Source organism: Proteus sp. fly-1067, assembly GCF_040139345.1.
In the GTDB taxonomy this organism is placed as follows: domain Bacteria; phylum Pseudomonadota; class Gammaproteobacteria; order Enterobacterales; family Enterobacteriaceae; genus Proteus; species Proteus vulgaris_B.
In genome coordinates this window covers 1-25337 of the sequence record NZ_JBEEUL010000010.1, presented here as the reverse complement: position 1 = coordinate 25337, position 25337 = coordinate 1, and the positions used below count along the sequence as shown (strand labels likewise).

The following is a 25337-nucleotide window of genomic DNA, read 5'->3' as shown; positions in this document are numbered from 1 at the left end:
AGTTAAATAAAAAGAGGCAAAGTAAAAAATACGAAAAGAAATTATATTTACTATAGAGTAAGAGTGTTATTTTGATACAAAAAAGAATATCTATTTTTATCAAAATATTATTTAATAATTTATATTAAATGGTAATGAGAATGATTATTTGATGAGATGTTTTTATGATCCTTAAGTATTATTTATTTATAGCAATAAAGCATTAATAAAATTATCCCACTTAAATTAAATGGGATAATTAGTAAGAGAAATTGTTATTTTAAATATCAAAAACAAACGATATTTAACAGGATAAATACTGCAAAATACCTTCTGCCGCCTCTCTTCCCTCAGCTATTGCTGTCACTACAAGATCAGAGCCTCGAACAATATCTCCCCCTGCAAATACTTTAGGATTTGTTGTTTGATTTGATATTTCTTGATTGTTTGAAATAATAATTCGCCCTGAAGATGTATATTCAATATTATTTTCATCTAACCACGGATAATGTGCAGGTTTAAAGCCAAATGCGAGAATAACAGCATCGGCAGGTAATTCATGTTCACTACCTTCAATAGGAATTAATGTTTTATCATTTTTAGTTTTTATAACGCGAATACCAACCACTTTATTTTGATTATCGACTTCAATATCCATAGGTTGGAGATTAAATAAAAATTCACCTCCTTCTTCTTTGGCATTTTTCACTTCACGTTTAGAACCCGGCATATTGTTTTCATCACGGCGATAGACACAGGTAACTTTATTCGCTCCTTGTCGAATGGCTGTGCGAACACAATCCATTGCCGTATCACCCCCACCTAATACCACAACATTTTTATCTTTAAGGTCAATATAAGGTGTTTGAGGATCTTCGTTATACCCCATTAAATAACGAGTATTACCAATTAAATAAGGCAGTGCGCTATAAACCCCCTCTGCCTTTTCATTAGAAAAATGACCACTTAGGCTGTGATAAGTACCTAATCCAAGAAAAACAGCGTCATATTGCGTAATAAGAGTATCTAAAGTGATATCTTTACCAACTTCAGTATTAAGGCAAAATTCAATACCCATTTCACTAAATAGCTCACGACGTCGGATCATTAGCGACTTTTCGAGTTTAAAAGAAGGGATACCAAATGTAAGTAAGCCACCAATTTCAGGGTGCTTATCATAAACAACCGGTTTTACACCTTGTCGAATAAGAACATCTGCACAGGCAAGGCCTGCAGGGCCTGCACCGATAATTGCGACTTTTTTATCGGTCATTGTGACCTGAGAAAGATCGGGACGCCATCCTTGTGCTAAAGCGGTGTCGTTGATATAACGTTCAATATTGCCAATTGTAACGGCACCAAAATCATCATTGAGTGTACAGGCGCCTTCACAAAGCCTATCTTGAGGGCAAACACGACCACAAATTTCCGGCAAACTATTTGTTTGATGAGAAAGCTCAGCGGCTTCAATAATGCGCCCTTCATTTGCAAGCTTTAGCCAGTTCGGGATGTAATTATGAACAGGGCATTTCCATTCACAATATGGATTACCACAACCTAAACAGCGATCAGCTTGTGCAGTGGCTTGTTGCGGTGAAAAAGCTTCATATATTTCAACAAATTCAATTTTGCGAATAGCTAATGGTTTTTTGGTCGGTTCAATACGATTTAAGTCGATAAACTGATACACATTCTGACTCATAATATTCTCCTATTGTGCCTGAACGCGTAATTCAGCAGATGAACGGCGAGGATGACCAAGTAACGCATTGACATCACTGGATTTGGGCTTAACTAATTTAAAGTGTTGTGACCAATATTCCCACTGTGAAAGTAACATTTCGCCTTGCTGTGAGCTTGTTAATCTTACATGTTCTGCAATCATGCCTCGTAAATGTTCAGCGAGAATGGCAAAGGATGCAACAGGAAGCAACTCAATAGATGAAGTATTGACTCGTTGTGATAATGTTGAATCTTCATCTAACAGATAGGCAAATCCACCTGTCATTCCTGCGCCAAAGTTAATACCGGTTTTGCCCAGAATGCAGACAATACCCCCCGTCATATATTCACAACCGTTATCGCCGACACCTTCAACCACTGCAATTGCACCAGAGTTTCTCACCGCAAAACGCTCGCCAGCTAAACCTGACGCATAAAGTTTTCCACCTGTAGCGCCATAAAGACAGGTATTACCCATAATCGTGGCGTGATGATTTTTAAAGGCAGAGCCAACAGGAGGGGAAATAATAATACGTCCTCCCGCCATGCCTTTTCCTACATAATCATTGGCATCGCCTACTAAGGTTAATTCAACACCTTGAGCATTCCAGACGCCAAAACTTTGGCCAGCTGTTCCTGTAAAATGAAGTTTAATCGGGGTTGCAGATAGGCCACTTTCGCCATATTTCTTAGCAATAATGCCAGATAATGTTGCGCCAACAGAACGGTCAGTATTACGAATATCAAAATAATACGTTTGGCTTTTTTGCTGCTCAACTGCTTGAATGGTTTGAGTAACAATGCGTTGGTTTAATTCGCCCTTATCATAAGTATTATTGTTTTCCTGACAATAAAGCGCATAACCTGATGGTGACGTTGCGGTTTCTAACAATCCACCTAAGGAGAGTTTTTGTTGCTTACTGCTAACGCCTTCAAGGCATGAAAGCAGGTCGGTTCGACCAATTAAATCCGTGATTTTTCTAACACCGAGTAAGGCCATTAATTCACGAGTTTCTTGCGCAATAAAACGGAAGTAGTTAATAACGCGTTCTGGTAATCCGTGATAATGATTACGGCGGAGAGTTTCATCTTGGGTTGCAACACCCATTGCGCAATTATTTAAATGACAAATACGCAAATATTTACAGCCTAGTGCCACCATGGGGCCTGTACCGAACCCAAAACTCTCCGCGCCTAAGATTGCCGCTTTAATGATATCTAAACCTGTTTTTAATCCACCATCGATTTGTAAACGAATTTTGTGACGTAGATTATTTGCCACTAGCGCTTGTTGTGTTTCAACCAAACCTAATTCCCACGGGCTTCCAGCATATTTTACGGAGGTTAGTGGACTTGCTCCTGTCCCCCCGTCATAACCTGCAATAGTGATCAAATCGGCATAAGCTTTGGCAACACCGGTGGCAATAGTGCCAACACCTGGTTCTGAAACCAATTTTACAGAAATCAGTGCCGTTGGGTTTATCTGTTTTAAATCAAAAATAAGCTGAGCTAAATCTTCAATGGAGTAGATATCGTGATGAGGAGGGGGGGATATTAGAGTGACACCGGGTACGGCATAACGCAGTTGCGCAATATAAGGTGTCACTTTATCTCCGGGAAGTTGCCCGCCTTCACCCGGTTTTGCCCCTTGTGCCACTTTGATTTGTAAAACATCAGCACTCATTAAATAAGAGGGGGTCACACCAAAGCGGCCTGAAGCAATTTGTTTGATCCGTGAGACTTTATTGGTGCCGTAACGTGTTGGATCTTCGCCACCTTCTCCTGAATTTGAAAAACCACCTAAGGTATTCATAGCTTCTGCAAGGGCTTCATGAGCTTCTCGGCTTAATGCGCCAATTGACATTGCTGCAGTATCAAAGCGTTTAAATAATTCGGTTTCAGGCTCGACTTCTTCAATTGAGATGGCTGTTGCCTTTTTATTAAGCACTAACATATCGCGTAATGTTGTTATTGGGCGTTGTTGCACAAGGTTTGCATAGTGCTGATAGTCAGAATATTCCCCACTATTTACAGCTTTCTGTAATGCTTGAACGACATCGGGGTTGTAGGCATGGTATTCACCTTTATGTGCATATTTTAATAATCCACCCGTTTCTAAAGGATAACGAGTTAACCACGCTCGTTTTGATAGATTAAATAAGTCATGTTCAAAATCACTAAAGTCAGCGCCATTAATCCGATTATCAACACCTGCAAAACAGAGCTTAACAACGTTATCGTTTAATCCGACAGCTTCAAAAAGTTGAGAGCAACGGTAAGAGGCGACGGTTGAAATGCCCATTTTAGACATGATTTTATACAGGCCTTTATTTATACCATTACGGTAATTGAGCATCATTTGGGCATAAGAGCCTTGCAGGATTTTTTTATCAACACGTTGAGCTAAAGATTCGTAAGCAAGATAAGGGTAGATCGCGGTAGCACCAAATCCGAGTAAAACAGCGAAATGGTGTGGATCACGGGCACTGGCAGTTTCGACAATAATATTGGCATCACAGCGTAAGTTATTATCTACTAATGCTTTTTGTACTGCACCCACCGCCATAGGTGCAGGAATAGGTAGTCGCTCTTTAGCGATATTTCTATCTGATAAAATCAGTAAAACAGCACCGTTGCGGACTTCCTGTTGTGCTTTTACACATAATTGGCGCAAAGCTGTTTCTAGGTTAGATCCTATTGGTTGATACGTGATATCAAGATGAATAGCGCGGTAATAGGGACTTTCTTGATTAATAAGTTGTTGAAAATCGCTATAGAGTAAAATAGGGGATTTAAAACTGAGCCGATGAGCTTGGCCTTCAGCTTCGCAGAACACATTCATTTCACGTCCAATACATGTCGCTAAAGACATGACATGAGCTTCTCTTAATGAGTCTATTGGTGGATTCGTGACCTGTGCGAACTTCTGTCTAAAATAGTCATAAATAAGACGTGGACGTTGAGATAACACTGCAAATGGAGTGTCATCACCCATTGAACCTGTGGCTTCTTGTCCATTTTCTGCAAGTACATGCAAAATGTTTTCTAGCTCTTCTTGGCTATATGCAAATTGTTTTTGATACGTTGCTAATAATGTGTCATCAAAGGCGCGTTGGCCAGTTGCTTGTTGTTCTGGTAGTGCTTCAAATGGTGTTAAACGCTTAACGTTACGTTCAAGCCACAATTTATAAGGATGACGCCTTTTTAAATCTTCATCGGTTTCAGCTGAGTGTAAAATACGTCCATTATGAGTATCAATTACCATTAGTTCACCGGGGCCAACACGTCCTTTTTCTCGTACTTCATCAGGCTGATAATCCCAAATACCAATTTCAGAAGCACAAGTAATGATGTTATCTGTGGTGATCACATAGCGAGCGGGGCGTAAACCGTTTCTATCAAGAGTACAAGCTGCATAACGGCCATCTGATAACACAATACCAGCCGGACCATCCCAAGGCTCCATGTGCATTGAGTTAAAATCAAAAAATGCCCGCAAATCATCGTCCATTTGAGGATTATTTTGCCACGCAGGAGGAACGAGTAGTCGCATAGAACGAACAATATCCATACCACCATTGAGAAAAAGCTCTAGCATATTGTCGAGTGAACTTGAATCTGAGCCACTTTCATTCACAAAAGGAGCGGCACTTTGTAGGTCAGGAATAAGTGGGGTATGAAATTTATAGGCGCGGGCTCTGGCCCATTGGCGATTACCTGTGATGGTATTAATTTCGCCGTTATGTGCTAAATAACGAAAAGGTTGGGCGAGTGGCCATCTTGGTGTGGTATTAGTGGAAAAACGCTGGTGGAATAAGCAAATTGAAGATTCCATGCGTAGATCAGCGAGGTCGGTAAAAAAACGCGGTAAATCGATGGCCATACAAAGGCCTTTATAAACTGTCACCAAATTGGAAAGGCTACAAATATAAAAATCACTGTCAGTGATACGCTTTTCAATTCGTCTACGGGCAATAAAGAGTCGTCTTTCAATATCACTTATCCGCCAGCCTGCGGGGGCATTAACAAAGACTTGTTCGATTAAAGGAAGCGAAGAAAGGGCAATGCTACCTAGAATATCTGTGTTGATAGGAACTTTACGCCAGCCAACAATAGAAAGCGTTTCACGTTGTAGCTCTTCTTCGACAATGAGACGGCATTGTGTGGCAATATTGGGATCTTGACTTAAAAATAGCATCCCTACTGCGTAGTTTTTTGCTAAATGCCAGCCTTTTTCTTGTGCAACTAATTGGAAAAAACGTTCTGGTTTTTGTAAGAGTAATCCGCAACCATCACCAGTTTTACCATCAGAAAGAATCGCGCCACGATGTTGCATTCTGGCGAGACCATGTATGGCATTTCTGACAATCTTATGGCTGGCTTGCCCTTCAATATGCGCGATCAATCCAAACCCACAATTGTCTTTTTCCTGTGTCTTTTGATAGAGCATTTTTTTGCTTCCTACTTAGTTTACTGGGCACCTCAAAAAAGAGCGCAAAGGAACGTTTTGGCTCAAAGTATGTAGGTAAATTTATGGGTACTCAGTCGGGTGATGTTGTGTTTGCCTAGCTTGATGTGTTTTTTATATTGCTATGCAATGCCTTTTCAACTTATCGATAAATAAAAATCAGGTCAATGTGTAGGGATATTTGACTGAGATAAAACAGATAAGGAAATTTTCATTTTAAAATATTGATTAATAACTAAATTATTCTATTTTAAAATAGTAAGGAAGTGATTTTTTAATGTGAGCTATATCACTTTATTTGAGCGGTTTAGCTTTATCTCATCCTTTAATGATAAAAACGGGTAGTGAGTTATTCTAATGGATATATTGATTTTGGAATTTTATTGTTTTTATACATTTTGTATAAAAAAAGACAAATTGAATTTTTCCTAATAAGGTCTATTTATCGTTGATATCTCTATTGTTTATGTTACTTGGTTTTGTATTATTTTTATGAATGCATATATCTCGGATAGGCTTGTTGAGAGAAAATAAACAGTTAAATCAAACAAAATAATGAAAAATAGCCTCTCTTAATTAGATTTCTGAATGTTCGCCACTGCGCCAATTCATTTTTGGGTTATCATTCCATAGATTCAATATATTGGAGTTTTCAATGAAATTGCTCAAAGGGCTTGCCCAATACTACGTTGACTTAATGATGAGGCTAGGGCTTATTCGCTTCTCGTTGTTGTTAGCTTCTGCATTAGTTGTTTTAGCGATGGTTGTTCAAATGGCGGTAACATTCTTGCTTGCAGGTGATGTTACCAGTATTGACCTTGTTCGCTCTATTTTCTTTGGGCTGATTATTACGCCTTGGGCTGTCTATTTTCTTTCGGTTGTCGTTGAACAACTGGAGGAATCACGACGTCGTTTATCTCGTATGGTAGATAAGCTTGGTGTAATGCGACAGCGTGATTTAGAGCTTAATTCTCAATTAAAAGAGAATATTGAGCAATTAAACTTGGAAATTCAAGAGCGTGAAAAAGTTGAAAAAGCGCATCTCGAACTTTTGGAAAAACTCAAAAATGAAATGAAGCGTCGTGAGTTGACGCAAATAGAGCTGGAACAACAATCTTCACTGTTACGTTCATTCCTTGATGCCTCTCCTGACTTGGTTTATTACCGTAATGAAGATAATGAATTTTCAGGATGTAACCGCGCAACAGAATTACTGACGGGTAAAAGTGAGAAGCAACTTATCGGTTTAACACCACTTGATGTATATGACGAAGATATTGCGATAAAAGTGATGGAAACCGATGAGAAAGTTTTTCGTCACAATGTCTCACTTACGTATGAGCAGTGGCTGGTATACCCGGATGGGCGAAAAGCCTGTTTTGAATTACGTAAAGTGCCGTTTTATGACCGTATTGGTAAGCGTCATGGATTAATGGGCTTTGGACGTGACATTACAGAGCGTAAGCGCTATCAAGACGCGTTAGAGAACGCTAGCCGTGATAAAACTACCTTTATCTCAACAATCAGCCATGAATTGCGTACACCGCTTAATGGCATTGTTGGGTTAAGTCGTATTTTATTGGATACCGAGCTTTCACCAGAGCAACTCAATTATTTAAAAACGATCCATGTGAGTGCGATTACGTTAGGTAATATTTTCAATGACGTGATTGAAATGGATAAGATTGAGCGTCGAAAAATTCAGCTAGATAACCAGCCAATCGATTTTACTGAATTTATTTCTGATTTAGAAAACCTTTCAGGGTTGTTAGTACAGCCAAAAGGATTGAAATTCACACTCGAAGCAGAGGAAACCTTACCACATAAAATAACCTCTGACGGAACTCGATTACGTCAGATCTTATGGAATCTCATTGGTAATGCTGTGAAATTTACGCAAGAAGGTGAAATCAAAGTTCGCATTTGGCAAGAAGCCCCTGATAAGTTGTTCTTCGAAGTCAAAGACAGTGGTATCGGTATCCCTAAAAGTGAGCTTGAGAAGATTTTTGCAATGTACTATCAAGTCAATGATAGTCAAGGTGGACGTTCTGCAACAGGAACAGGGATTGGACTTGCCGTTTCAAAACGCCTAGCACAGCATATGGGCGGTGATATTCATGTAGAGAGTGAGTTAGGTAAGGGATCTGTCTTCACGCTCACTATCGTTGCTCCTACGATTGAAGAACATCTTGATATTGAGAATGATGATGAATTCTTATTGCCAGCATTAAATATTCTGCTTGTTGAAGATATTGAGCTTAACGTTATTGTCGCCTGTTCAGTTTTAGAGAAGTTAGGTAATACCGTTGATGTAGCAATGACCGGACAAGAAGCTTTATCGATGTTTAAGCCTGATGAATATGATTTAGTGCTATTAGACATTCAATTACCTGATATGACAGGGTTTGATATTTCAAGAAAATTACGTCAAGAATTTGACAGTAATGAACTTCCGCCATTGATTGCATTAACTGCAAATGTTTTGAAAGATAAAAAAGAGTATTTAGATGCGGGAATGAACGACGTATTGAGTAAACCACTTTCTGTAGATGCGCTTACCGCAATTATCAACAAATTCTGGGGAGATGGTGCGGTTTCTGTGCCATGTAATGAGCCATCGGAATTGTTGAATAAAAATGAAGAGTTGTTAGATATAGACATGCTGAATCAATACATCGAACTTGTCGGACCTCAATTAATCACTGATGGTTTAGATGTTTTTGAAAAGATGATGCCAAGTTATATGTCAGTCCTCGAATCTAATCTGACAGCACGTGATCAGAAGGGCATCACTGAGGAAGGACATAAAATCAAAGGAGCCGCGGGTTCTATTGGTTTAAAACATTTACAGCAACTCGCTAAACAGATCCAATCACCGGAATTACCTGCTTGGTGGGACAATGTGCAAGAGTGGGTAGATGAACTAGGGAAGGATTGGAGAAAGGATGTGGAAAGTTTAAGAAACTGGTTAGCAGGGGCTAGAAAAAAATAACCCCAACCGAAGGTTGGGGTGCGCGAATACTGCGCCAACACCAGGGAAACTTTTCTATCCGCTTTTTTTGATTCTCATTGCATAGGCGAATAGGATGAAACTATTCCATACATCATACAAGCAACAAAATAGCAAAGATAAGTTTTTTTGTTACAAGAAACATTTAAATATGTGATGGCGATTGGTGTTTACACCTATAAATGGGTAACTAGTAATCTACTACAAATGGAGAAAGATATGAAATCAATTGCGGTAATTTTAAGTGGCTGTGGTGTGTTTGATGGAAGCGAAATCCATGAATCAGTGCTAACAATGCTTGCTTTAAGCCAAAATAATGCTGAAGTTCATTATTTTTCACCTAATGATTTACAACCAACTGTAATTAATCATATTACAGTTGAGGAAAAATCAGAAAAAAGAAATATGATGGAAGAGTCTTCGCGTATTTCTCGTGGAAAAATATCCCCTTTATCAGATGCAAAGGCCGAAAACTTTGATGCAGTCATTATTCCTGGTGGCTTTGGTGCTGCGAAGAATTTATGCAACTTTGCCACGAAAGGGAGTGAGTGTGAAATTAACAAAGATCTCTTAAGGTTTGTTCAAGCCATGCATCAACAGAAAAAACCATTAGGGTTAATCTGTATTGCTCCCGTTATGTTACCGAAAATGTTAAATGCTCCAGTTAAATTAACAATAGGAAATGATATTGCAACAGCCAGTGCTATTGAAAAAATGGGGGGAGTCCATATAGATTGCCCTGTTGATGATATTGTTGTTGATGAAGAATATCGAGTAGTAACCACTCCTGCATATATGCTTGCGCAGTCTATTGCACAAGCACAGGTGGGTATTGAAAAATTGGTTAAGAAAGTCCTTGAAATGGCTTAATGTATAGGCGAAAACAGCAGATGACACTGGTGAGAAAGTTAAAGAAACTATTAATTATTCTAATTGCTTTGTGGCTGTTAATAGTTGTGCTGTTTTCTTTTTTACCAGTGCCTTTTTCTGCTGTTATGATCCAAAGACAAATTTCTGCTTGGAGTGAGTTTGATTTCTCTTATGTGTCTCATTCCACTTGGGTTGGTGAAAAAGAGATAGCACCAGCGATGTATTTGGCGGTTATTGCTTCTGAAGATCAAAATTTCCCCAAACATTGGGGTTTTGATTTTGATGCTATTGAGAAAGTTTTCAAAAAAAATCATAACGGTGGGAAAACATTACGAGGTGCATCGACAATTTCTCAACAAACAGTCAAAAATCTTTTTTTATGGGATGGTCGTAGTTGGATAAGAAAAGGGCTCGAAGCAGGCATGACGCCCGTTGTTGAGCTGATCTGGTCAAAAAAACGTATTTTAACGGTATATCTAAATATTGTTGAGTTTGGTGATGGGATCTTTGGTGTAGAACAGGCCTCCCAACATTATTTTAGAAAGCCTGCTAAACAACTTACTCAACAAGAAGCAGCCCTATTAGCTGCAGTTTTACCTAATCCCCACATCTATCACGTCAATAAACCTTCAGCTTACGTCTTAAAACGTCAACAGTGGATCCTAAATCAAATGCGATTATTAGGTGGAGTCACTTTTTTAAAGAAAAATGATTTGTCATAACATTATAAAGTTTGAAATATTTTTCTATCTGGCTCTGCAATTTTTTCTGACAATTTCGTTATTGCAGAAGGATCATTAGCCTGACGAGATTGAATTCGAAATTGTGATGGCGTGATACCGTATTTACGTTTAAAAGCATCGCAAAAATAGGCATTACTCCCAAAGCCACAACGATGGCTGATTTGAAAGACAGAATAATTAGAGAATGTTAGATAATTTAAGGCGATCCCCATTCGGACATCTAATAATAATTGGCAAAATGAAACCCCTTCTTTATTTAAATGGCGACGCAGTGTTGATGGGGTGGTAAAGAGCGTTTTTGCTACATCTTCTAAATGCCATTTTCGTTGTGGATCTTGTGTGATTAAATGCGTAATTGCCTGATTTTTTGGCTCGTCATAATTAAATCGGAAGATATTTAAAATATCGACGCCTTCTTGATATACCGCCATTAAAATAAAGAACAGACACTGTTGCATAAACATGGTTTCTTGAGAAGGAGAGCCATGAGGTAGCGGTAAACACTGTTTGAGTATGCCAAAGTTGCTTTTTACCACTTCAGGTGTGGATAAATGATAAGCAGGAAGATGGCTTGTCAGTGGAGAGCTTGATTTAATTAAAGGCTTTAATAAAGAAAAGACAGATTGAAGCTCTGTTTCGCATAAAACGAGGGTATGTAGTTCAATCGATTTATGGGTGAATTGATTAACAATATCACAGGAAACTTGGCTATATTTGGGAATAATAAGAGTCAAATGGGTTGATACATCAATAGTTTGTCCATTGATGCAAATTGTACCTTTTGCGCCACTAACCATCGCTATCATCGGATTTTCGATGTAAAACGTTTTTAAAGACATCTGGTTAGAAGACAGAATGTGTTTGTATTCCATAATCTCCAATATACCGCAGGCAAGCTAAGCATCAATGTTGCTTAAATATTTAATGTGAACTCATTTATTGTATAAACGAATAAGTTATATCTAGAATAAATAGAGAGATTATTCTAGTTAAGAATGAGAGCTATCATGCGAAACTGCACGACAGTCGCACAGAATATAATCCCGTTGATAAAAGATGACAATATAGATATACGCTCATTTTCTACATTTATTTTAATCAGTGTTATTTTTTCTAAATAAAATGCTATTTATTTAAAACGCATTTTTCGTAATAAGGTGTAGAATCGCGCGTCACAGACGAAGGGGATTATCCTGTTTTTAGGTTATCACAGTTTGTCTTTTTACCCACACCCTATCCAACATTCATTAGCTTATTTTCTATTTGATTTTGAATGACACAATCTTATGGATAGTGCTGTATGTTTTCACGTATTTTCCTGATTTATTGATAATTTTGCCGAGTTGGCAGGAGTGAGTATGTCTGACTTTTCAGGGAAGGGTTGGCTTGCTGAAATCGTTTTACGTTATGACGTAAAACGGGGAATGACACGTCTTACAGAAAAACGCCATGTCGGCCCACTAATGGTTCAGCGTCCTTTTTATCCTGAGCAAGGTATTGCACACACTTATTTACTCCATCCTCCAGGTGGGGTAGTCGGTGGTGATAAATTACTGATCAATATTGATGTTCAATCTGAAGCTCATGCATTGCTTACCACACCTGGTGCAACCAAGTTTTACCGTAGTGCTGGTGGTGTGGCTCGTCAAATTCAAACATTAAAGGTCGCATCGAATGGTTTTTTAGAGTGGCTTCCACAGGAGAATATCTTTTTTCCTGATGCTCAAGTACATCTAGAAACACATATTCATATTGCATCTACTGCCAGATTTATTGGGTGGGAAATTCAATGTTTTGGTCGTCCGGTTTTAAATGAATGGTTTGAAAATGGCAATGTTAAAGGGCGCTTTAATTTTTATATTGATGAAAAGCTGACATTAACAGAATCGCTTTTTGTTAATGGCTTACAAAATAAAGCTGCCGCAATGCGTGAGTTTCCCATGTTGGGTTCGCTTTATATTTATCCAGCAACTGATGAATTAAAAAATCTTATTCAACAATGTGTTGAGGCTTTTTCAGCCTCTTATAACCCTATTATCGAATATGGTTTAACCGATGTAGACGGAATTTTAGTTTTACGGCTATTAGGCTCACAAACAGAGCCGATGATGGCGTGTTTTGCTCAAGTTTGGCAAACCGTCAGACAACACTGGTTAGGGTATTGTCCTGAGCCGCCTCGTATATGGGCGACATAATCGTTAATTTTAGGAGCAGAAATGGAATTAACACCAAGAGAAAAAGATAAATTACTGCTTTTTACAGCGGGCCTTGTTGCTGAAAGACGTTTAGCGAGAGGGCTTAAGCTTAATTATCCTGAAGCAGTTGCATTGATTAGTTGTGCCATTATGGAAGGTGCTCGTGATGGCAAAACCGTTGCCCAGTTGATGAGTGAAGGACGCACTGTTTTAACGGCAGAGCAGGTGATGGAAGGGGTACCAGAAATGATAAAAGACATTCAAGTAGAGTGTACATTTCCTGATGGTACAAAACTTGTTTCTATCCATGATCCTATTGTGTAGGTAACAACATGATACCCGGTGAAATTAGAGTTAACCAAACATTAGGCGATATTGAGCTTAATGCAGGCCGAGAAACAAAGACAATACAAGTGGCTAATCATGGTGATAGACCCGTACAGGTGGGGTCTCATTATCATTTCTATGAGGTAAATGATGCGCTGAAATTTGAGCGAAAAGGCACATTGGGTTTTCGTTTAAATATTCCAGCAGGTATGGCGGTTCGTTTTGAACCCGGCCAAAGCCGTACAGTTGAATTAGTGGCTTTTGCAGGAAAACGTGAAATTTATGGTTTTCACGGCAAAGTGATGGGTAAATTGGAGAGTGAGAAAAAATGAAAACTATCTCACGTCAAGCTTATGCAGACATGTTTGGCCCAACAACAGGCGATCGTCTGCGATTAGCCGATACAGAGCTTTTTCTTGAAATTGAAAAAGATTTCACCACTTATGGTGAAGAGGTTAAATTTGGTGGTGGTAAAGTTATTCGTGATGGCATGGGGCAAAGCCAAGTTGTCAATGCCGAGTGTGTTGATGTGCTTATCACTAACGCCATAATTTTAGACCATTGGGGTATCGTAAAAGCGGATATCGGTATTAAAGATGGCCGTATTGTGGGTATCGGTAAAGCAGGCAACCCTGATGTGCAACCTAATGTGGATATTATCGTAGGGCCTGCCACTGAAGTGGTTGCGGGTGAAGGTAAAATTGTTACTGCTGGTGGTGTTGATACCCATATTCACTTTATCTGTCCTCAACAAGCACAAGAAGGTTTAGTCTCTGGTGTGACTACTTTTATTGGTGGTGGCACTGGGCCCGTTGCAGGAACGAATGCAACCACAGTCACGCCGGGTATTTGGAACATGCATCGCATGCTAGAAGCCGTTGATGAATTACCTATTAATGTGGGGTTATTTGGTAAAGGTTGCGTGAGTAGACCAGAAGCAGTTCGTGAGCAGATTGAAGCAGGGGCTATTGGTCTAAAAATTCATGAAGATTGGGGTGCAACACCAATGGCAATTCACAATTGCCTTAATGTTGCTGATGAAATGGATGTGCAAGTCGCTATTCACTCTGACACCTTAAATGAAGGTGGTTTTTATGAAGAAACGGTAAAAGCGATAGCAGGTCGTGTGATCCACGTTTTCCATACAGAAGGTGCTGGCGGTGGGCATGCGCCGGATGTGATTAAATCAGTTGGGGAACCGAATATTTTACCAGCATCAACCAACCCAACGATGCCTTATACCATTAACACGGTAGATGAACATCTCGACATGTTAATGGTTTGCCATCACCTTGATCCTTCTATTCCTGAAGATGTGGCCTTTGCTGAATCTCGTATTCGTCGCGAAACTATTGCTGCGGAAGATATCTTACATGATATGGGTGCTATTTCTGTTATGTCGTCAGACTCACAGGCAATGGGGCGCGTAGGTGAAGTTATTCTTCGTACTTGGCAATGTGCGCACAAAATGAAATTACAACGCGGTACATTAGAAGGTGATACTGCTGAAAGTGATAACTGTCGCATTAAACGCTATGTAGCGAAATACACTATTAATCCTGCTTTAGCGCATGGTATTGCACATGAAGTGGGTTCTATTGAAAAAGGGAAGTTGGCTGATCTGGTTTTATGGGAACCGGCTTTCTTTGGCGTGAAACCCGCATTGATCATGAAAGGTGGAATGGTTGCTTATGCCCCAATGGGGGATATTAACGCAGCTATTCCAACGCCTCAGCCTGTGCATTATCGCCCAATGTATGCCTGTTTAGGTAAAGCAAAATACCAAACGTCAATGATCTTTATGTCGAAAGCCGGCATTGAAGCCGGTGTGCCTGAAAAGCTTGGCTTAAAGAGCTTAATTGGTCGAGTCCAAGGTTGTCGTAGCGTGTCAAAAGCATCGATGATCCACAATAGCTATGTGCCACATATTGAGCTAGATCCACAAACTTATATTGTGAAAGCAGATGGTGTGCCATTAGTGTGTGAGCCTGCAACACAATTACCGATGGCACAACGCTACTTCCTCTTTTAATCGGCGTGTTATTGAGAACATAGAGAATGAAAAGATTTACTCAACTTATTGATCAACCAAAAGCACTTGAAATAGCAACACGAGAAACATCGGCTCTTACTTTGTGCTTAACGATGGATGAAAGAACCAAAAGCCGTTTAAAAGTCACATTAAGTGATGGGCAAGAAGCTGGGTTGTTTTTGCCCCGTGGTACGGTGCTAAAAGAGGGCGATATTTTACTGTCAGAAGATAATACGCTAGTCACAATTGAAGCCGCAAAAGAGCAAGTTTCTACAGTGTATAGCGAAGATCCGCTGTTATTAGCTAGGGTTTGTTATCACTTAGGCAATCGCCATGTTCCATTACAAATTGAAGCTGGCTGGTGTCGCTATTTTCACGATCATGTTTTAGATGATATGGCGAGAGGCTTAGGCGCAAACGTCGTCGTTGGCTTAGAGAAGTATCAGCCAGAACCGGGCGCTTACGGTGGATCATCAGGTGGTCATCATCATCATTCTCATGACGATCACCATCATCATCACTAATTATTTGAATAAGGGAGCCTATTGATGCTTGCAGATCTACGCTTATATCAATTAGTCAGTCCTTCTTTACCGGTGGGATCGTTTACTTATTCTCAAGGGCTAGAGTGGGCAATTGAAAAAAGTTGGGTTTGTTGTCCTCAAACGTTAACGGCTTGGTTAAGTACTCAAATGACAGGTACTTTAGCAACGTTAGAGCTCCCTATATTACGACGATTACAAGAAAGCTTAGCTCAAACTAAAATGAGTGAAGTGAAATATTGGTGTGATTTTATTGTCGCAAGTCGTGAAACTAAAGAATTACGACAAGAAGAGCGCCAACGAGGTATTGCTTTTGCTCGTTTACTTCCTCAATTAGATATTGAGTTAGATGAAACCTTACAAGCCTGTGTAAAACAGACACAACTGATGGCATTTGCGTTAGCCGCTGTGAAATGGAACATTTCCTCTGAAAAATTATGTTGTGCTTATGCTTGGGGGTGGCTTGAAAATACGGTGATGTCAGGTGTAAAACTTATTCCATTAGGACAAAGTGCAGGACAGAAAATTTTGTTTACATTAGCAGAACAGATCCCTGCGATTGTTGAGCAATCTGCACATTGGCCCACTGAAGATATTGGGAGTTTTACACCTGCGCAAATTATTGCCAGTAGTCGTCATGAAACACAATACACTCGACTTTTTCGCTCATGAGAAACCTATATGCAAGAATATAATCAACCACTGCGTATCGGTGTTGGCGGCCCTGTTGGATCAGGCAAGACAGCACTGTTAGAAGTTCTTTGTAAAGCAATGCGTGATACATATGAAATCGCGGTTGTTACAAACGATATTTATACCCAAGAAGATGCCAAGATCTTAACGCGTGCCGAAGCATTAGACGCCGATCGTATTATTGGTGTGGAAACAGGGGGATGTCCTCATACCGCTATCCGTGAAGATGCTTCGATGAATCTTGCCGCGGTTGAAGAGTTGGCAATACGTCACAAGGATCTTGATATTGTTTTTGTGGAGAGTGGTGGTGATAACTTGAGTGCCACTTTTAGCCCAGAGCTTGCAGATTTAACCATTTATGTTATTGATGTGGCGGAAGGGGAAAAAATTCCACGTAAAGGTGGCCCGGGTATTACTCATTCTGATCTGCTCGTGATCAATAAGATCGATCTAGCTCCTTATGTTGGCGCCTCATTAGAAGTAATGGAAGCTGATACTGCAAGAATGCGTCCTGTGAAGCCTTACGTTTTCACCAACTTAAAAGAAAAAGTAGGCTTGGAAACTATTATTGATTTTATCATCGATAAAGGGATGTTAAGACGCTAACAGCCTATTTTATTGCAATTCGATTTTAGTTAAGTGAGACACTGCCAGTATCAGTTATTATTCACAAAGACTGATACTGGCAGGATAATACAAAACGATATCAAAATGCGGGATTAATTAAGGTAAGTAAATGCGGTGGTTACTTTAACTACCCCTTTGGTTTCACTGGCTATTTTCGCAACAGCAGCCCCTTCTTGGCGAGTTAAAATACCAAATAAGAACACCTCACCATTTTCAGTGATCACTTTTACCGACGAGGATTTGACTGAATCACTGCCTAAAATTTGAGAGCGAACTTTGGTTGTTAACCATGTATCTGATGATGCAGTGCCTAATGTCACCGGCTCGCCTTGGCGGACTTCGTTATAGACGTTATTCACGCCTTCAACTTTACTTGCGACTTGTTTTGCCGTATCGGCAACGGACATATCAGGGCTTTGACCTGTTAATAAGATATTGCCTTGATAAGCAGTCGCCACAATACGTGAATTGCTTTTCTTGATCTGTTCATTTTTATTTAGAGCACCAGAAACACGCGCTTCCAATGTACCATCATCAACTTGTTGCCCTAATGAGCGAGGATCAGTTGCAGTTTTGCCTGCAACAGCAGCCGTGCCGACAACAGCGGCACCGATGCAACCTTGCAGTAAAAGCGCAGAGCACAGCACTGCAGTGATAGGAAGCAATTTCATAGTAACTCCTTAGTCATCCTGATGTGGGAATAATGTATTATCAATTAAATCGCAGAGACAATTGACTGTTAGCATCTGAACTTCCTGTATTCTGACGGTACGTTGAGAAGGAATACGAATCTCAACGTCTTGAGGACCTAATAACCCTGCAAGCTCTCCGCCATCATAGCCTGTTAATGCAACAATGGTCATATCTCGTGTTACAGCGGCTTCAACGGCTTTAATAATGCTTCGACTGTTACCGTGTGTCGAAATAGCAAGTAGCACATCTCCAGCTTGTCCTAATGCGCGCACTTGTTTAGCGTAGATCTCATCGTGTTGCTGATTCCCCATAATTGCAGTCATCACCACGCTATCTGTGTTTAACGATAATGCAGGCAAACTTGGACGTTCTGTTTCAAAACGATGGATCATGCTTGCGGCAAATCGCTGTGCTGTTGCTGCTGAGCTACCGTTTCCACAGCTTAATATTTTATGGCCATTTAATAACGATTGAACCATCATCATGGCGGCTCTGGAAATAGCATCAGGTAATGCTTCTGCTGCTGCAATTTGAGTTTGGATACTCTCTGTAAAGCAGACTTTGATTCTATCAAGCACGTTAAGACCTATATAATCTAATTTAACGAATAAATTCCGTATAATCGAGAATGTTTTTTAACCATATTAACTGGCGTTGATTAAATGCACAAACATCAAAGCGACAGTCTGATGTCTCGATACTTTCTTGGCGCTGTGCTAACCAACACTTTGCTGTACGCCATAAGCGACGCCGTTTAGAGTAGGTAATGGAGCTTATCGCATCACCAAATAAGGTGTTATATCTAAAACGAACCTCAACAAATACCCATGTCTTGTTTTCCTGCATAATAAGATCAATTTCTCCGCAGGGATATCGGACATTACGCGCAATAAATATTAATCCTTGTTTGCGTAAGTATTTTAGCGCTTTTTGTTCATAGTACAGCCCTAAAAAGTAAGGGCTTTTAGAAAAATCATCCATGATTTTCTTCCTTCATTACTCATAAAACAAACCGCCATAAAGGCGGCTTATTTTTATGATAACGGAGTATATCTATTACTGTGTAACAGGTTCAATTTTACCTTGTTTAAATTGCATCCAAGGAAGTTGTCTATAAACAGTACAGTTATCTTCAACACGTAATGAGCCTGAAATACCATTAAAACGCAATGTACCTTTTGTCAGATCATTGTAATTGTTTGCTAATGACCATGCATCAATTCCCATAGCATAAAGACGCATTAATGAGTAATCGTTCGCAAATTTACTTGATGCTTTTTGCATTAACGGCAAATTAGCGCCAGTCATCAATGGAATATCACTAAATTGAATGCCATCCATTTCCATGCGGAAATCAGGGCCTGTTCCACCTTGGTTGCTACGAGAGCTAACATAAATTGGTGGACGTTTTTGGGTACTGATTGCCATATCAATCATTGGCTTAATTAAGGTTAATTCATCGCTAGTTGCAATGATGTAAACCGAATCAATCGCACCACCAGCAGATGGAATAGATTGAGAGTCTAATGGCAGAGGTGCATTTTCTGTTGGTAAAACAGGTGTTCCTGTCATACGAATACCGACACCGCGATTAATCGATGCTTTTAAGCTTTCAACAGAACTAAAGGTTTGTTGTAAAACTGTACCGCCACCTGTACGTTGCCATTCATCAGCAAAAGTTTGTGCCATTCTTTGGCCAAATTTATTATCTGGAACAATAATTAATGGGTTTGCTTTTTGTTGCTGACGTAAGTGTTGTGCTGCATTACGGGTTTCATCTTCAGGTGAAAGAGAGAAGAAACAGACGGTCGTTGCAGAAGGAATTGTATCTAACTCGTTTAATGCTAATACCGGTAAGCCACTTTGAAGTTCAATAGTTTTCATTACTTCTGGTTTTAGCAGAGGACCGACAATTAAGTTAGCGCCATCTTGTTGTACTTTTTTCAGTAAGACATCAATAGGTTGGCTATTGGTATCATAAACAATTACTTGGCGTGCATTTTGTGCAACGGGATCTAAACGCAGTGTGGTGTTACTTGAAAATGCAGAACTCTCTTTTTCTTTATCTTGAGTCGTTTCAGTTTTTTCAGTTGTTTCTTGTGCGGTATCCGTTGTCGGTGTTTCAGTATTTTTGATGCCTAATTCTTCTAAGATTGAAGCAAGGCTGTCATCATTTTTAGGGGATTCTGGCTCAGGCATTGCTTGAGGTTGTGGTAAGCCACTTTGCGCATCAAGGAAGCCTTGGCGAATAGCCTCTCCAAATACTTTAGCTTGCCCTGTTAAAGGCAACAATAATGCGATTTGGCTACTTGCACTAACAGAAGGCTGTGAAAGACGTAATAATGATACAGGGAGTGTTAACGCTGCTGGGTTACGAGGATAGCGAGTTTGCCATTCTCTCACGGCAGTTGATAGCTTATTAGCATCATCTTTGTTGTATTCATATGTGTTGAGTAAATCTAACCAACCTTGCAGGGTATTTTCATCTGCTTTGATAACCACACCACGGCGTTGTTCTGGTGTGAGTTTGGTCAGTGTGAGCCATGTATCATCAATATTTTTCTGATGTAGCTCAGGATCGGTAATTAATGTTTCTAACCCAATATAGGCTCTAATAACATCTAAAGATGCCAGCCCTTGAGCATCATCAATCACTTTTTGAAATTGTTTCATCTCCATTTCTGCTTTTGCAGCGGGAGTGAGAGGTTGTTCTTGTTGCCCCGTCAGGGTACAACCTGACATAATCAGCGCAGAGAGTATCGCAGTATAGGATAAACCTGTTTTAAAACGCACAAAAATTGAGGAAAGCATACTGTACCCAGTGATGTTTTATAATTATGCTCAATTTTAAATCGGTCATTCGGAATAAACAATGAATCAACCTAATCGAGCAGCGGTAACGACATCCACACTGTACATAGTACCCACACCTATTGGTAATCTGGGTGATATCACCCAGCGGGCACTAGATGTGCTGTCTCATGTCGATTTAATTGCTGCAGAAGATACCCGTCATACAGGGCTTCTATTACAGCATTTTGCCATTAACGCACGTTTGTATGCGTTACATGATCATAATGAACAGCAAAAAGCAGATCAATTAATTAGCAAATTACAACAGGGGCTAAGTATCGCATTAGTCTCTGATGCAGGTACACCATTAATTAACGATCCTGGCTATCATTTAGTCAATCAATGTCGTAAACATGGCATAAATGTCGTGCCACTGCCTGGCGCTTGTGCTGCTATTACGGCACTTTCTGCTGCAGGGCTTCCTTCTGATCGTTTTTGTTATGAAGGTTTTTTACCAGCAAAAACAAAAAGTCGCCAAGATTGCCTACGTGAATTGTCAGAAGAACCTCGTACATTGATTTTTTATGAGTCAACACATCGGCTGTTAGATAGTTTAGCTGATATGGTGACAGTTTGGGGTGAAGATCGCTACGTAGTATTAGCGAGAGAGCTCACAAAAACATGGGAAACTATTCAAGGTATGCCAGTGGGTGAATTACTCAAATGGGTACTTGAAGATGAAAATCGCCGTAAAGGTGAGATGGTTCTCATTGTTGAGGGGTATGAAAAACCCGTTGATAATGATTTTTCCCCTGAAGTGTTGCGAACACTTGCGATTTTACAAAAAGAGTTACCTCTGAAAAAAGCAGCTGCTGTGACGGCTGAGATTTATGGCGTGAAGAAAAATGCACTTTATAAACACGTTATTGAGCAAAATGGTGAAGCTCAAGACGAGTAAAGTGATTTTTTAGCTTCTTTTGCTATACATTTTCTATCAGAATCCCTATAATCCGCACCCTGAGTTGACTAGACAACCGCTGCTTTATCGTTGTCCCTTCGGGGGAGACGGATAGAGGGGAGGAAAGTCCGGGCTCCACAGGGCAGGGTGCCAGATAACGTCTGGGAGGCGCGAGCCTACGACAAGTGCAGCAGAGAGTAAACCGCCGATGGCCTGTTTACAGGATCAGGTAAGGGTGAAAGGGTGCGGTAAGAGCGCACCGCGCAACTGGTAACAGTTTGTGGCATGGTAAACTCCACCCGGAGCAAGACCAAATAGGGGTTCTTATGGTGCGGCCCGCATTGAACCCGGGTAGGTTGCTGGAGCCAGCGCGCAAGTTCTGGCCTAGATGAATGGTTGTCCACGACAGAACCCGGCTTAACGGTCAACTCACCTCATAAAAAACCCTCGATTCACATTGTGTGTCGAGGGTTTTCTGTTTTTAAACCAATCTAAATCAACTGTCACGAAATAATATCAATAAACAAGCCACGAAACTCAGCCGAGCTTTTTAATGTGATGCTATGGCTATCTTGAATAAACGCGCCATCACCACACTGTATTTGCCCATTTTCTTGTGTTGATGTTTGCAAATAGGTGCCGCCTTTTATGGATTGTAAAAAGCCTTTCTGTCCTTTTATTGGCAGTGTAATTTCATCGCCTGCTTGCAAATGAATATGATAAAGCCAAATTGTCTGCCTTAACATTAACGAGCCATCATCACCCGTAGGTGAAGCTAACAATTGATATTTTAAGTTTTCATCTAATACCAATTTTTGTGAGGCTACACTTTCTTGTTGTGGACAAGCATTTAGCCACAACTGGATACGGGTTAATGGCGTATCTGGGCTGCTATTTTTCTCAATATAGGTTTCTGTATTATGAGGCGAAATAAGTAAGCACTCATTTTCTTTTGCTGTGACTGTCCGTCCCATATTATCTAGGTATGTCGCTTCCCCTTGAAGAATAAGATTAACCACATCAACATGAGGATAGGTCTTTGCTTTAAATTCAGAATTTGGTGCAAGCACTTCTTGGTTAAGAACTCTTAGCGTGCCATAGTCTAAAAAATGAGGGTCAAAGTAGTGGCCAAAGGAAAATGTGTAGCGAGCTTGTAGCCAACCATAATCCGCTTTGCCACACTGTTGTGCTGTTCTGTATTTTATCATAGCGGTATTTTTCGAGTAGATTATCAATATATTTATCATAGAGGTATGGACTGTCTATTGTTAGCAAGTTAATCTGGTGCCTATAATCAAATTATTTGATAGAGATAAGTATAATGAGTAAAGACAAAGCAATTACGTTGGAATCTTTACGAGTCATGGATGCCATTGATCGTAGAGGGAGTTTTGCAGCTGCGGCTGATGAACTAAATCGAGTTCCATCGGCACTTAGTTATACCATGCAAAAATTAGAAGAAGATTTAGATGTTGTCCTTTTTGACCGTTCTGGTCATAGAACTAAATTTACCAATGTTGGCAGAATGCTGCTTGATAGAGGACGTATATTACTTGAGGCTGCTGACAAATTAACGTCAGATGCAGAAGCCTTAGCAAGAGGTTGGGAGCCACATATCACTATTGTTTGTGAAGCACTGACACCCGCATCTCGTCTCTTTCCTTTGGTTGAAAAATTAGCTGAAAAATCCAATACACAACTGTCATTAGTGACAGAGGTATTAGCAGGGGCATGGGAAAGTTTAGAAAGTGGTAAATGCGATATTGTGATTTCACCCGATATGCATTTTCGCACTTCATCTGAAATCAACTTTCGCCCTTTATACAATACCACTAGTGTTTACGTTGCCAGCCCAGATCACCCGATCCATAACGAGCCTGAACCATTAGCAGAAGAAACTCGCTTAAAATATCGGGGCATTGCAATTGCAGATACGGCAAGAGAACGCCCTGTTTTAACCGTATTATTATTAGATAAACAACGTCGTTTAACGGTCAGTTCTATTGAAGATAAACGCCGAGCGTTAATTGCAGGTTTAGGTGTGGCGACAATGCCAATTGATTTAATTGAAGATGATATTAAAGAAGGGCGCTTACGTGTTGTTGGCCCAGAATATCATCATGAAAATAATATTATTATGGCATGGCGAAGAGACAGCATGGGTGAAGCCAAATCGTGGTGCTTACGTGAGATCCCAAAACTTTTTGCGAATGACAAAAAATAGTTTTGCTCTCAATAATGTTTGTGTTTTAGATATCGATAAAAATATAGACACTAATATTAGGCGGAAGCTTCCGCCTAATTAAAAATGGATCACTCCACCGCAACTAATACACAGCCATTTAAACAACCGCATTGCACTTTATGTCCTTCTAACGCGACGGGGATATTGTTTATTTTCATCATCGCATCCCCTTCAATAATCCTGCCTTTTTGCTGACAATCAGGGCAATAGACTTCATCGCCTAAACAGGCAATTTCATGAGTTTGTTTTGCTAATAAAGAACCGCTTAATACGGTTCCTTTTGTATTGGTCGTATCATTTTTTAAGATGAACTTTCGTCCTTGAATTGTGCTACGCATTTTTTACCATATAATTTAAAATGAAAATTATTACTTAATTAAGGAAAGTAATTTTTTATAGTCTGGTTTTCCATCTCTATTTGAACTCTTTGTACCATCTGGGTAAGAATATATTTTACTAACACCTTCAGTTTTACGCTCTGCTGGATATTCCGAGTAAACGACTATATCGGTATGAATGATGGGTTTCCAAGTGATTTTTTGAGCATCACGAGATTTATAATAAAGATCAAGCTCTTCGCCATATAACCATAAGTTAACATTATTACTATTCTTAAATGAATTACTTACCCAAGGAAAATAATTTTTGACAATATCGAAATCTCCTTTTTTATCAATAGGTTTATGGCCAGTTTGTTGAGGCTGGTTATTATCAAATATAACAATTACTCCAGCTCCCACTATACCAGTAATATTTTTTGAAAAATATTCATGATTCTTTAAATTTAGATTTAAAGTAATGTTACTTAATTGCCAATCACATTTCCCACCTCCTCTATAAGGGATTTCTGCACTATATAATGAACTATGACCTTCTTTTTCTAACAAAACCATTTCACTATTAAAACCAGAAACTGTATATGTAGGCACTTCATTATTATTATACGTTTTTCTGCAAAGGTTTGAACGATACATAACCTTCATTGGAGAAAGTTCAGCGATATTGGGTACATCAACTGTAATTTTTACTGTTCTACCATTTTCAGGGGGTGAAAGTGTTCTATCTATTTTGGGTTTTAATATATTGCATCCAGTTAAAAATAGTGCCGCAATGCCAAAAATAAAAATAGGGTATTTATTGATTAAATATTTCATATGTTTGTTCCTTAAATTGCATTAGCATATCCATTTCTTTAGGATTTGATTGCATTGGAATAAGAGTATTATTCATACTCTGTTGTAAATCTAAAAAATATAAATTACGTTGTCTGTATGCTTCTAAGGTTTTCTTCCTATAAGGATCAGGATTAACAAAATTAATGTTGCCATCCAACGCGATTTTAAATGTCTCTCGTGATTGTAAGCGTTGTGGTGTTTTATTATTATCAACTAACTCCAAAAGTTGATCATGTAAGAAAGGCAAATAACCTCTTCCCATATA

General features: G+C 39.5%; 22 protein-coding genes, 1 other RNA gene and 1 pseudogene. 13 read left to right on the top strand and 11 right to left on the bottom strand.

The window, feature by feature from the left end:
- Positions 1-283 precede the first annotated feature (283 nt).
- Both ABN217_RS13520 and gltB read right to left on the bottom strand, forming a co-directional pair.
- The gene (locus tag ABN217_RS13520) at positions 284-1681 is read right to left on the bottom strand and encodes a glutamate synthase small subunit GltD family protein (RefSeq protein ID WP_196554785.1); all 1398 of its coding nucleotides are present in this window, start codon (positions 1679-1681) and stop codon (positions 284-286) included.
- A 9-nt stretch (positions 1682-1690) separates the two neighbouring features.
- Positions 1691-6151 carry a glutamate synthase large subunit gene (gltB, locus tag ABN217_RS13515; RefSeq protein ID WP_349459517.1) on the bottom strand — a complete coding sequence of 1487 codons (4461 nt, stop codon included), beginning with the start codon at positions 6149-6151 and terminating at the stop codon, positions 1691-1693.
- Between the two features lie 673 nt (positions 6152-6824).
- On the opposite strand from gltB, the gene arcB reads away from it, so the two are divergent.
- The 3 genes from arcB to mtgA all read left to right on the top strand — a co-directional run bounded on the left by arcB (position 6825) and on the right by mtgA (position 10771).
- Positions 6825-9161: an aerobic respiration two-component sensor histidine kinase ArcB gene (arcB, locus tag ABN217_RS13510; RefSeq protein ID WP_196554783.1), complete on the top strand. Its 2337-nt coding sequence runs from the start codon at positions 6825-6827 to the stop codon at positions 9159-9161.
- A gap of 237 nt (positions 9162-9398) precedes the next feature.
- A complete protein-coding gene (gene elbB / locus ABN217_RS13505; protein ID WP_349459541.1) occupies positions 9399-10049 on the top strand; it encodes an isoprenoid biosynthesis glyoxalase ElbB in 651 nt (216 codons plus the stop codon).
- 20 nt (positions 10050-10069) lie between these two features.
- Positions 10070-10771 carry a monofunctional biosynthetic peptidoglycan transglycosylase gene (gene mtgA, locus ABN217_RS13500; RefSeq protein WP_196554782.1) on the top strand — a complete coding sequence of 234 codons (702 nt, stop codon included), beginning with the start codon at positions 10070-10072 and terminating at the stop codon, positions 10769-10771.
- 2 nt (positions 10772-10773) lie between these two features.
- Here mtgA and ABN217_RS13495 read toward each other — a convergent pair whose 3' ends face one another.
- Positions 10774-11664, bottom strand: coding sequence for an AraC family transcriptional regulator (locus ABN217_RS13495; protein ID WP_196554781.1), 891 nt, complete (start codon positions 11662-11664; stop codon positions 10774-10776).
- 486 nt (positions 11665-12150) lie between these two features.
- On the opposite strand from ABN217_RS13495, the gene ABN217_RS13490 reads away from it, so the two are divergent.
- From ABN217_RS13490 to ureG, 7 genes are read left to right on the top strand one after another with little or no spacing between them, the layout of a single operon-like run.
- Entirely contained in the window at positions 12151-12987 is an 837-nt protein-coding gene (locus ABN217_RS13490; RefSeq protein WP_349459516.1) for an urease accessory protein UreD, read from the top strand.
- Between the two features lie 21 nt (positions 12988-13008).
- Entirely contained in the window at positions 13009-13311 is a 303-nt protein-coding gene (locus ABN217_RS13485; protein WP_004908484.1) for an urease subunit gamma, read from the top strand.
- A gap of 8 nt (positions 13312-13319) precedes the next feature.
- Positions 13320-13646 carry an urease subunit beta gene (locus ABN217_RS13480; RefSeq protein WP_273802073.1) on the top strand — a complete coding sequence of 109 codons (327 nt, stop codon included), beginning with the start codon at positions 13320-13322 and terminating at the stop codon, positions 13644-13646.
- Positions 13643-15346, top strand: a complete 1704-nt coding sequence (gene ureC / locus ABN217_RS13475; protein WP_196554778.1) for an urease subunit alpha — start codon at positions 13643-13645, stop codon at positions 15344-15346. Before ABN217_RS13480 ends, ureC begins: the two co-directional genes overlap by 4 nt.
- Before the next feature lie 26 nt (positions 15347-15372).
- Positions 15373-15870, top strand: coding sequence for an urease accessory protein UreE (gene ureE, locus ABN217_RS13470; protein WP_196554777.1), 498 nt, complete (start codon positions 15373-15375; stop codon positions 15868-15870).
- A gap of 24 nt (positions 15871-15894) precedes the next feature.
- Positions 15895-16560, top strand: a complete 666-nt coding sequence (locus ABN217_RS13465) for an urease accessory protein UreF (RefSeq protein WP_349459515.1) — start codon at positions 15895-15897, stop codon at positions 16558-16560.
- 9 nt (positions 16561-16569) lie between these two features.
- The gene (gene ureG / locus ABN217_RS13460; RefSeq protein WP_072069743.1) at positions 16570-17187 is read left to right on the top strand and encodes an urease accessory protein UreG; all 618 of its coding nucleotides are present in this window, start codon (positions 16570-16572) and stop codon (positions 17185-17187) included.
- Between the two features lie 113 nt (positions 17188-17300).
- Here ureG and dolP read toward each other — a convergent pair whose 3' ends face one another.
- The 4 genes from dolP to ABN217_RS13440 all read right to left on the bottom strand — a co-directional run bounded on the left by dolP (position 17301) and on the right by ABN217_RS13440 (position 20712).
- On the bottom strand, positions 17301-17879 hold the full coding sequence (gene dolP / locus ABN217_RS13455) for a division/outer membrane stress-associated lipid-binding lipoprotein (RefSeq protein ID WP_072069742.1): 579 nt from the start codon (positions 17877-17879) through the stop codon (positions 17301-17303).
- Between the two features lie 9 nt (positions 17880-17888).
- Positions 17889-18479 (bottom strand): DnaA initiator-associating protein DiaA, encoded by a 591-nt coding sequence (gene diaA / locus ABN217_RS13450; protein WP_004245257.1) that lies wholly within the window; start codon positions 18477-18479, stop codon positions 17889-17891.
- A 22-nt stretch (positions 18480-18501) separates the two neighbouring features.
- Positions 18502-18882: a YraN family protein gene (locus tag ABN217_RS13445; RefSeq protein WP_072069741.1), complete on the bottom strand. Its 381-nt coding sequence runs from the start codon at positions 18880-18882 to the stop codon at positions 18502-18504.
- A gap of 75 nt (positions 18883-18957) precedes the next feature.
- The gene (locus ABN217_RS13440; protein ID WP_196554776.1) at positions 18958-20712 is read right to left on the bottom strand and encodes a penicillin-binding protein activator; all 1755 of its coding nucleotides are present in this window, start codon (positions 20710-20712) and stop codon (positions 18958-18960) included.
- Positions 20713-20773: 61 nt separating this feature from the next.
- Between ABN217_RS13440 and rsmI the strand changes: the two genes are divergently transcribed.
- A complete protein-coding gene (gene rsmI, locus ABN217_RS13435) occupies positions 20774-21652 on the top strand; it encodes a 16S rRNA (cytidine(1402)-2'-O)-methyltransferase (protein WP_072069740.1) in 879 nt (292 codons plus the stop codon).
- A 60-nt stretch (positions 21653-21712) separates the two neighbouring features.
- Positions 21713-22088, top strand: an RNA gene (gene rnpB, locus ABN217_RS13430) — RNase P RNA component class A.
- Between the two features lie 67 nt (positions 22089-22155).
- Here the strand turns inward: rnpB and ABN217_RS13425 are convergent.
- The gene (locus tag ABN217_RS13425; protein ID WP_109409290.1) at positions 22156-22860 is read right to left on the bottom strand and encodes a pirin family protein; all 705 of its coding nucleotides are present in this window, start codon (positions 22858-22860) and stop codon (positions 22156-22158) included.
- A 113-nt stretch (positions 22861-22973) separates the two neighbouring features.
- On the opposite strand from ABN217_RS13425, the gene ABN217_RS13420 reads away from it, so the two are divergent.
- Complete coding sequence (locus ABN217_RS13420; RefSeq protein ID WP_072069738.1) at positions 22974-23876, top strand: LysR family transcriptional regulator; 903 nt, start codon at positions 22974-22976, stop codon at positions 23874-23876.
- A gap of 89 nt (positions 23877-23965) precedes the next feature.
- Here ABN217_RS13420 and ABN217_RS13415 read toward each other — a convergent pair whose 3' ends face one another.
- From ABN217_RS13415 to ABN217_RS13405, 3 genes and pseudogenes are all read right to left on the bottom strand, one after another.
- Entirely contained in the window at positions 23966-24235 is a 270-nt protein-coding gene (locus ABN217_RS13415) for a PAAR domain-containing protein (RefSeq protein WP_349459513.1), read from the bottom strand.
- Between the two features lie 30 nt (positions 24236-24265).
- A complete protein-coding gene (locus ABN217_RS13410) occupies positions 24266-25051 on the bottom strand; it encodes a hypothetical protein (protein ID WP_349459511.1) in 786 nt (261 codons plus the stop codon).
- Positions 25032-25337 (bottom strand): annotated as a pseudogene (locus ABN217_RS13405) (hypothetical protein); the annotation flags it as partial. The gene ABN217_RS13410 and the pseudogene ABN217_RS13405, both read right to left, overlap by 20 nt.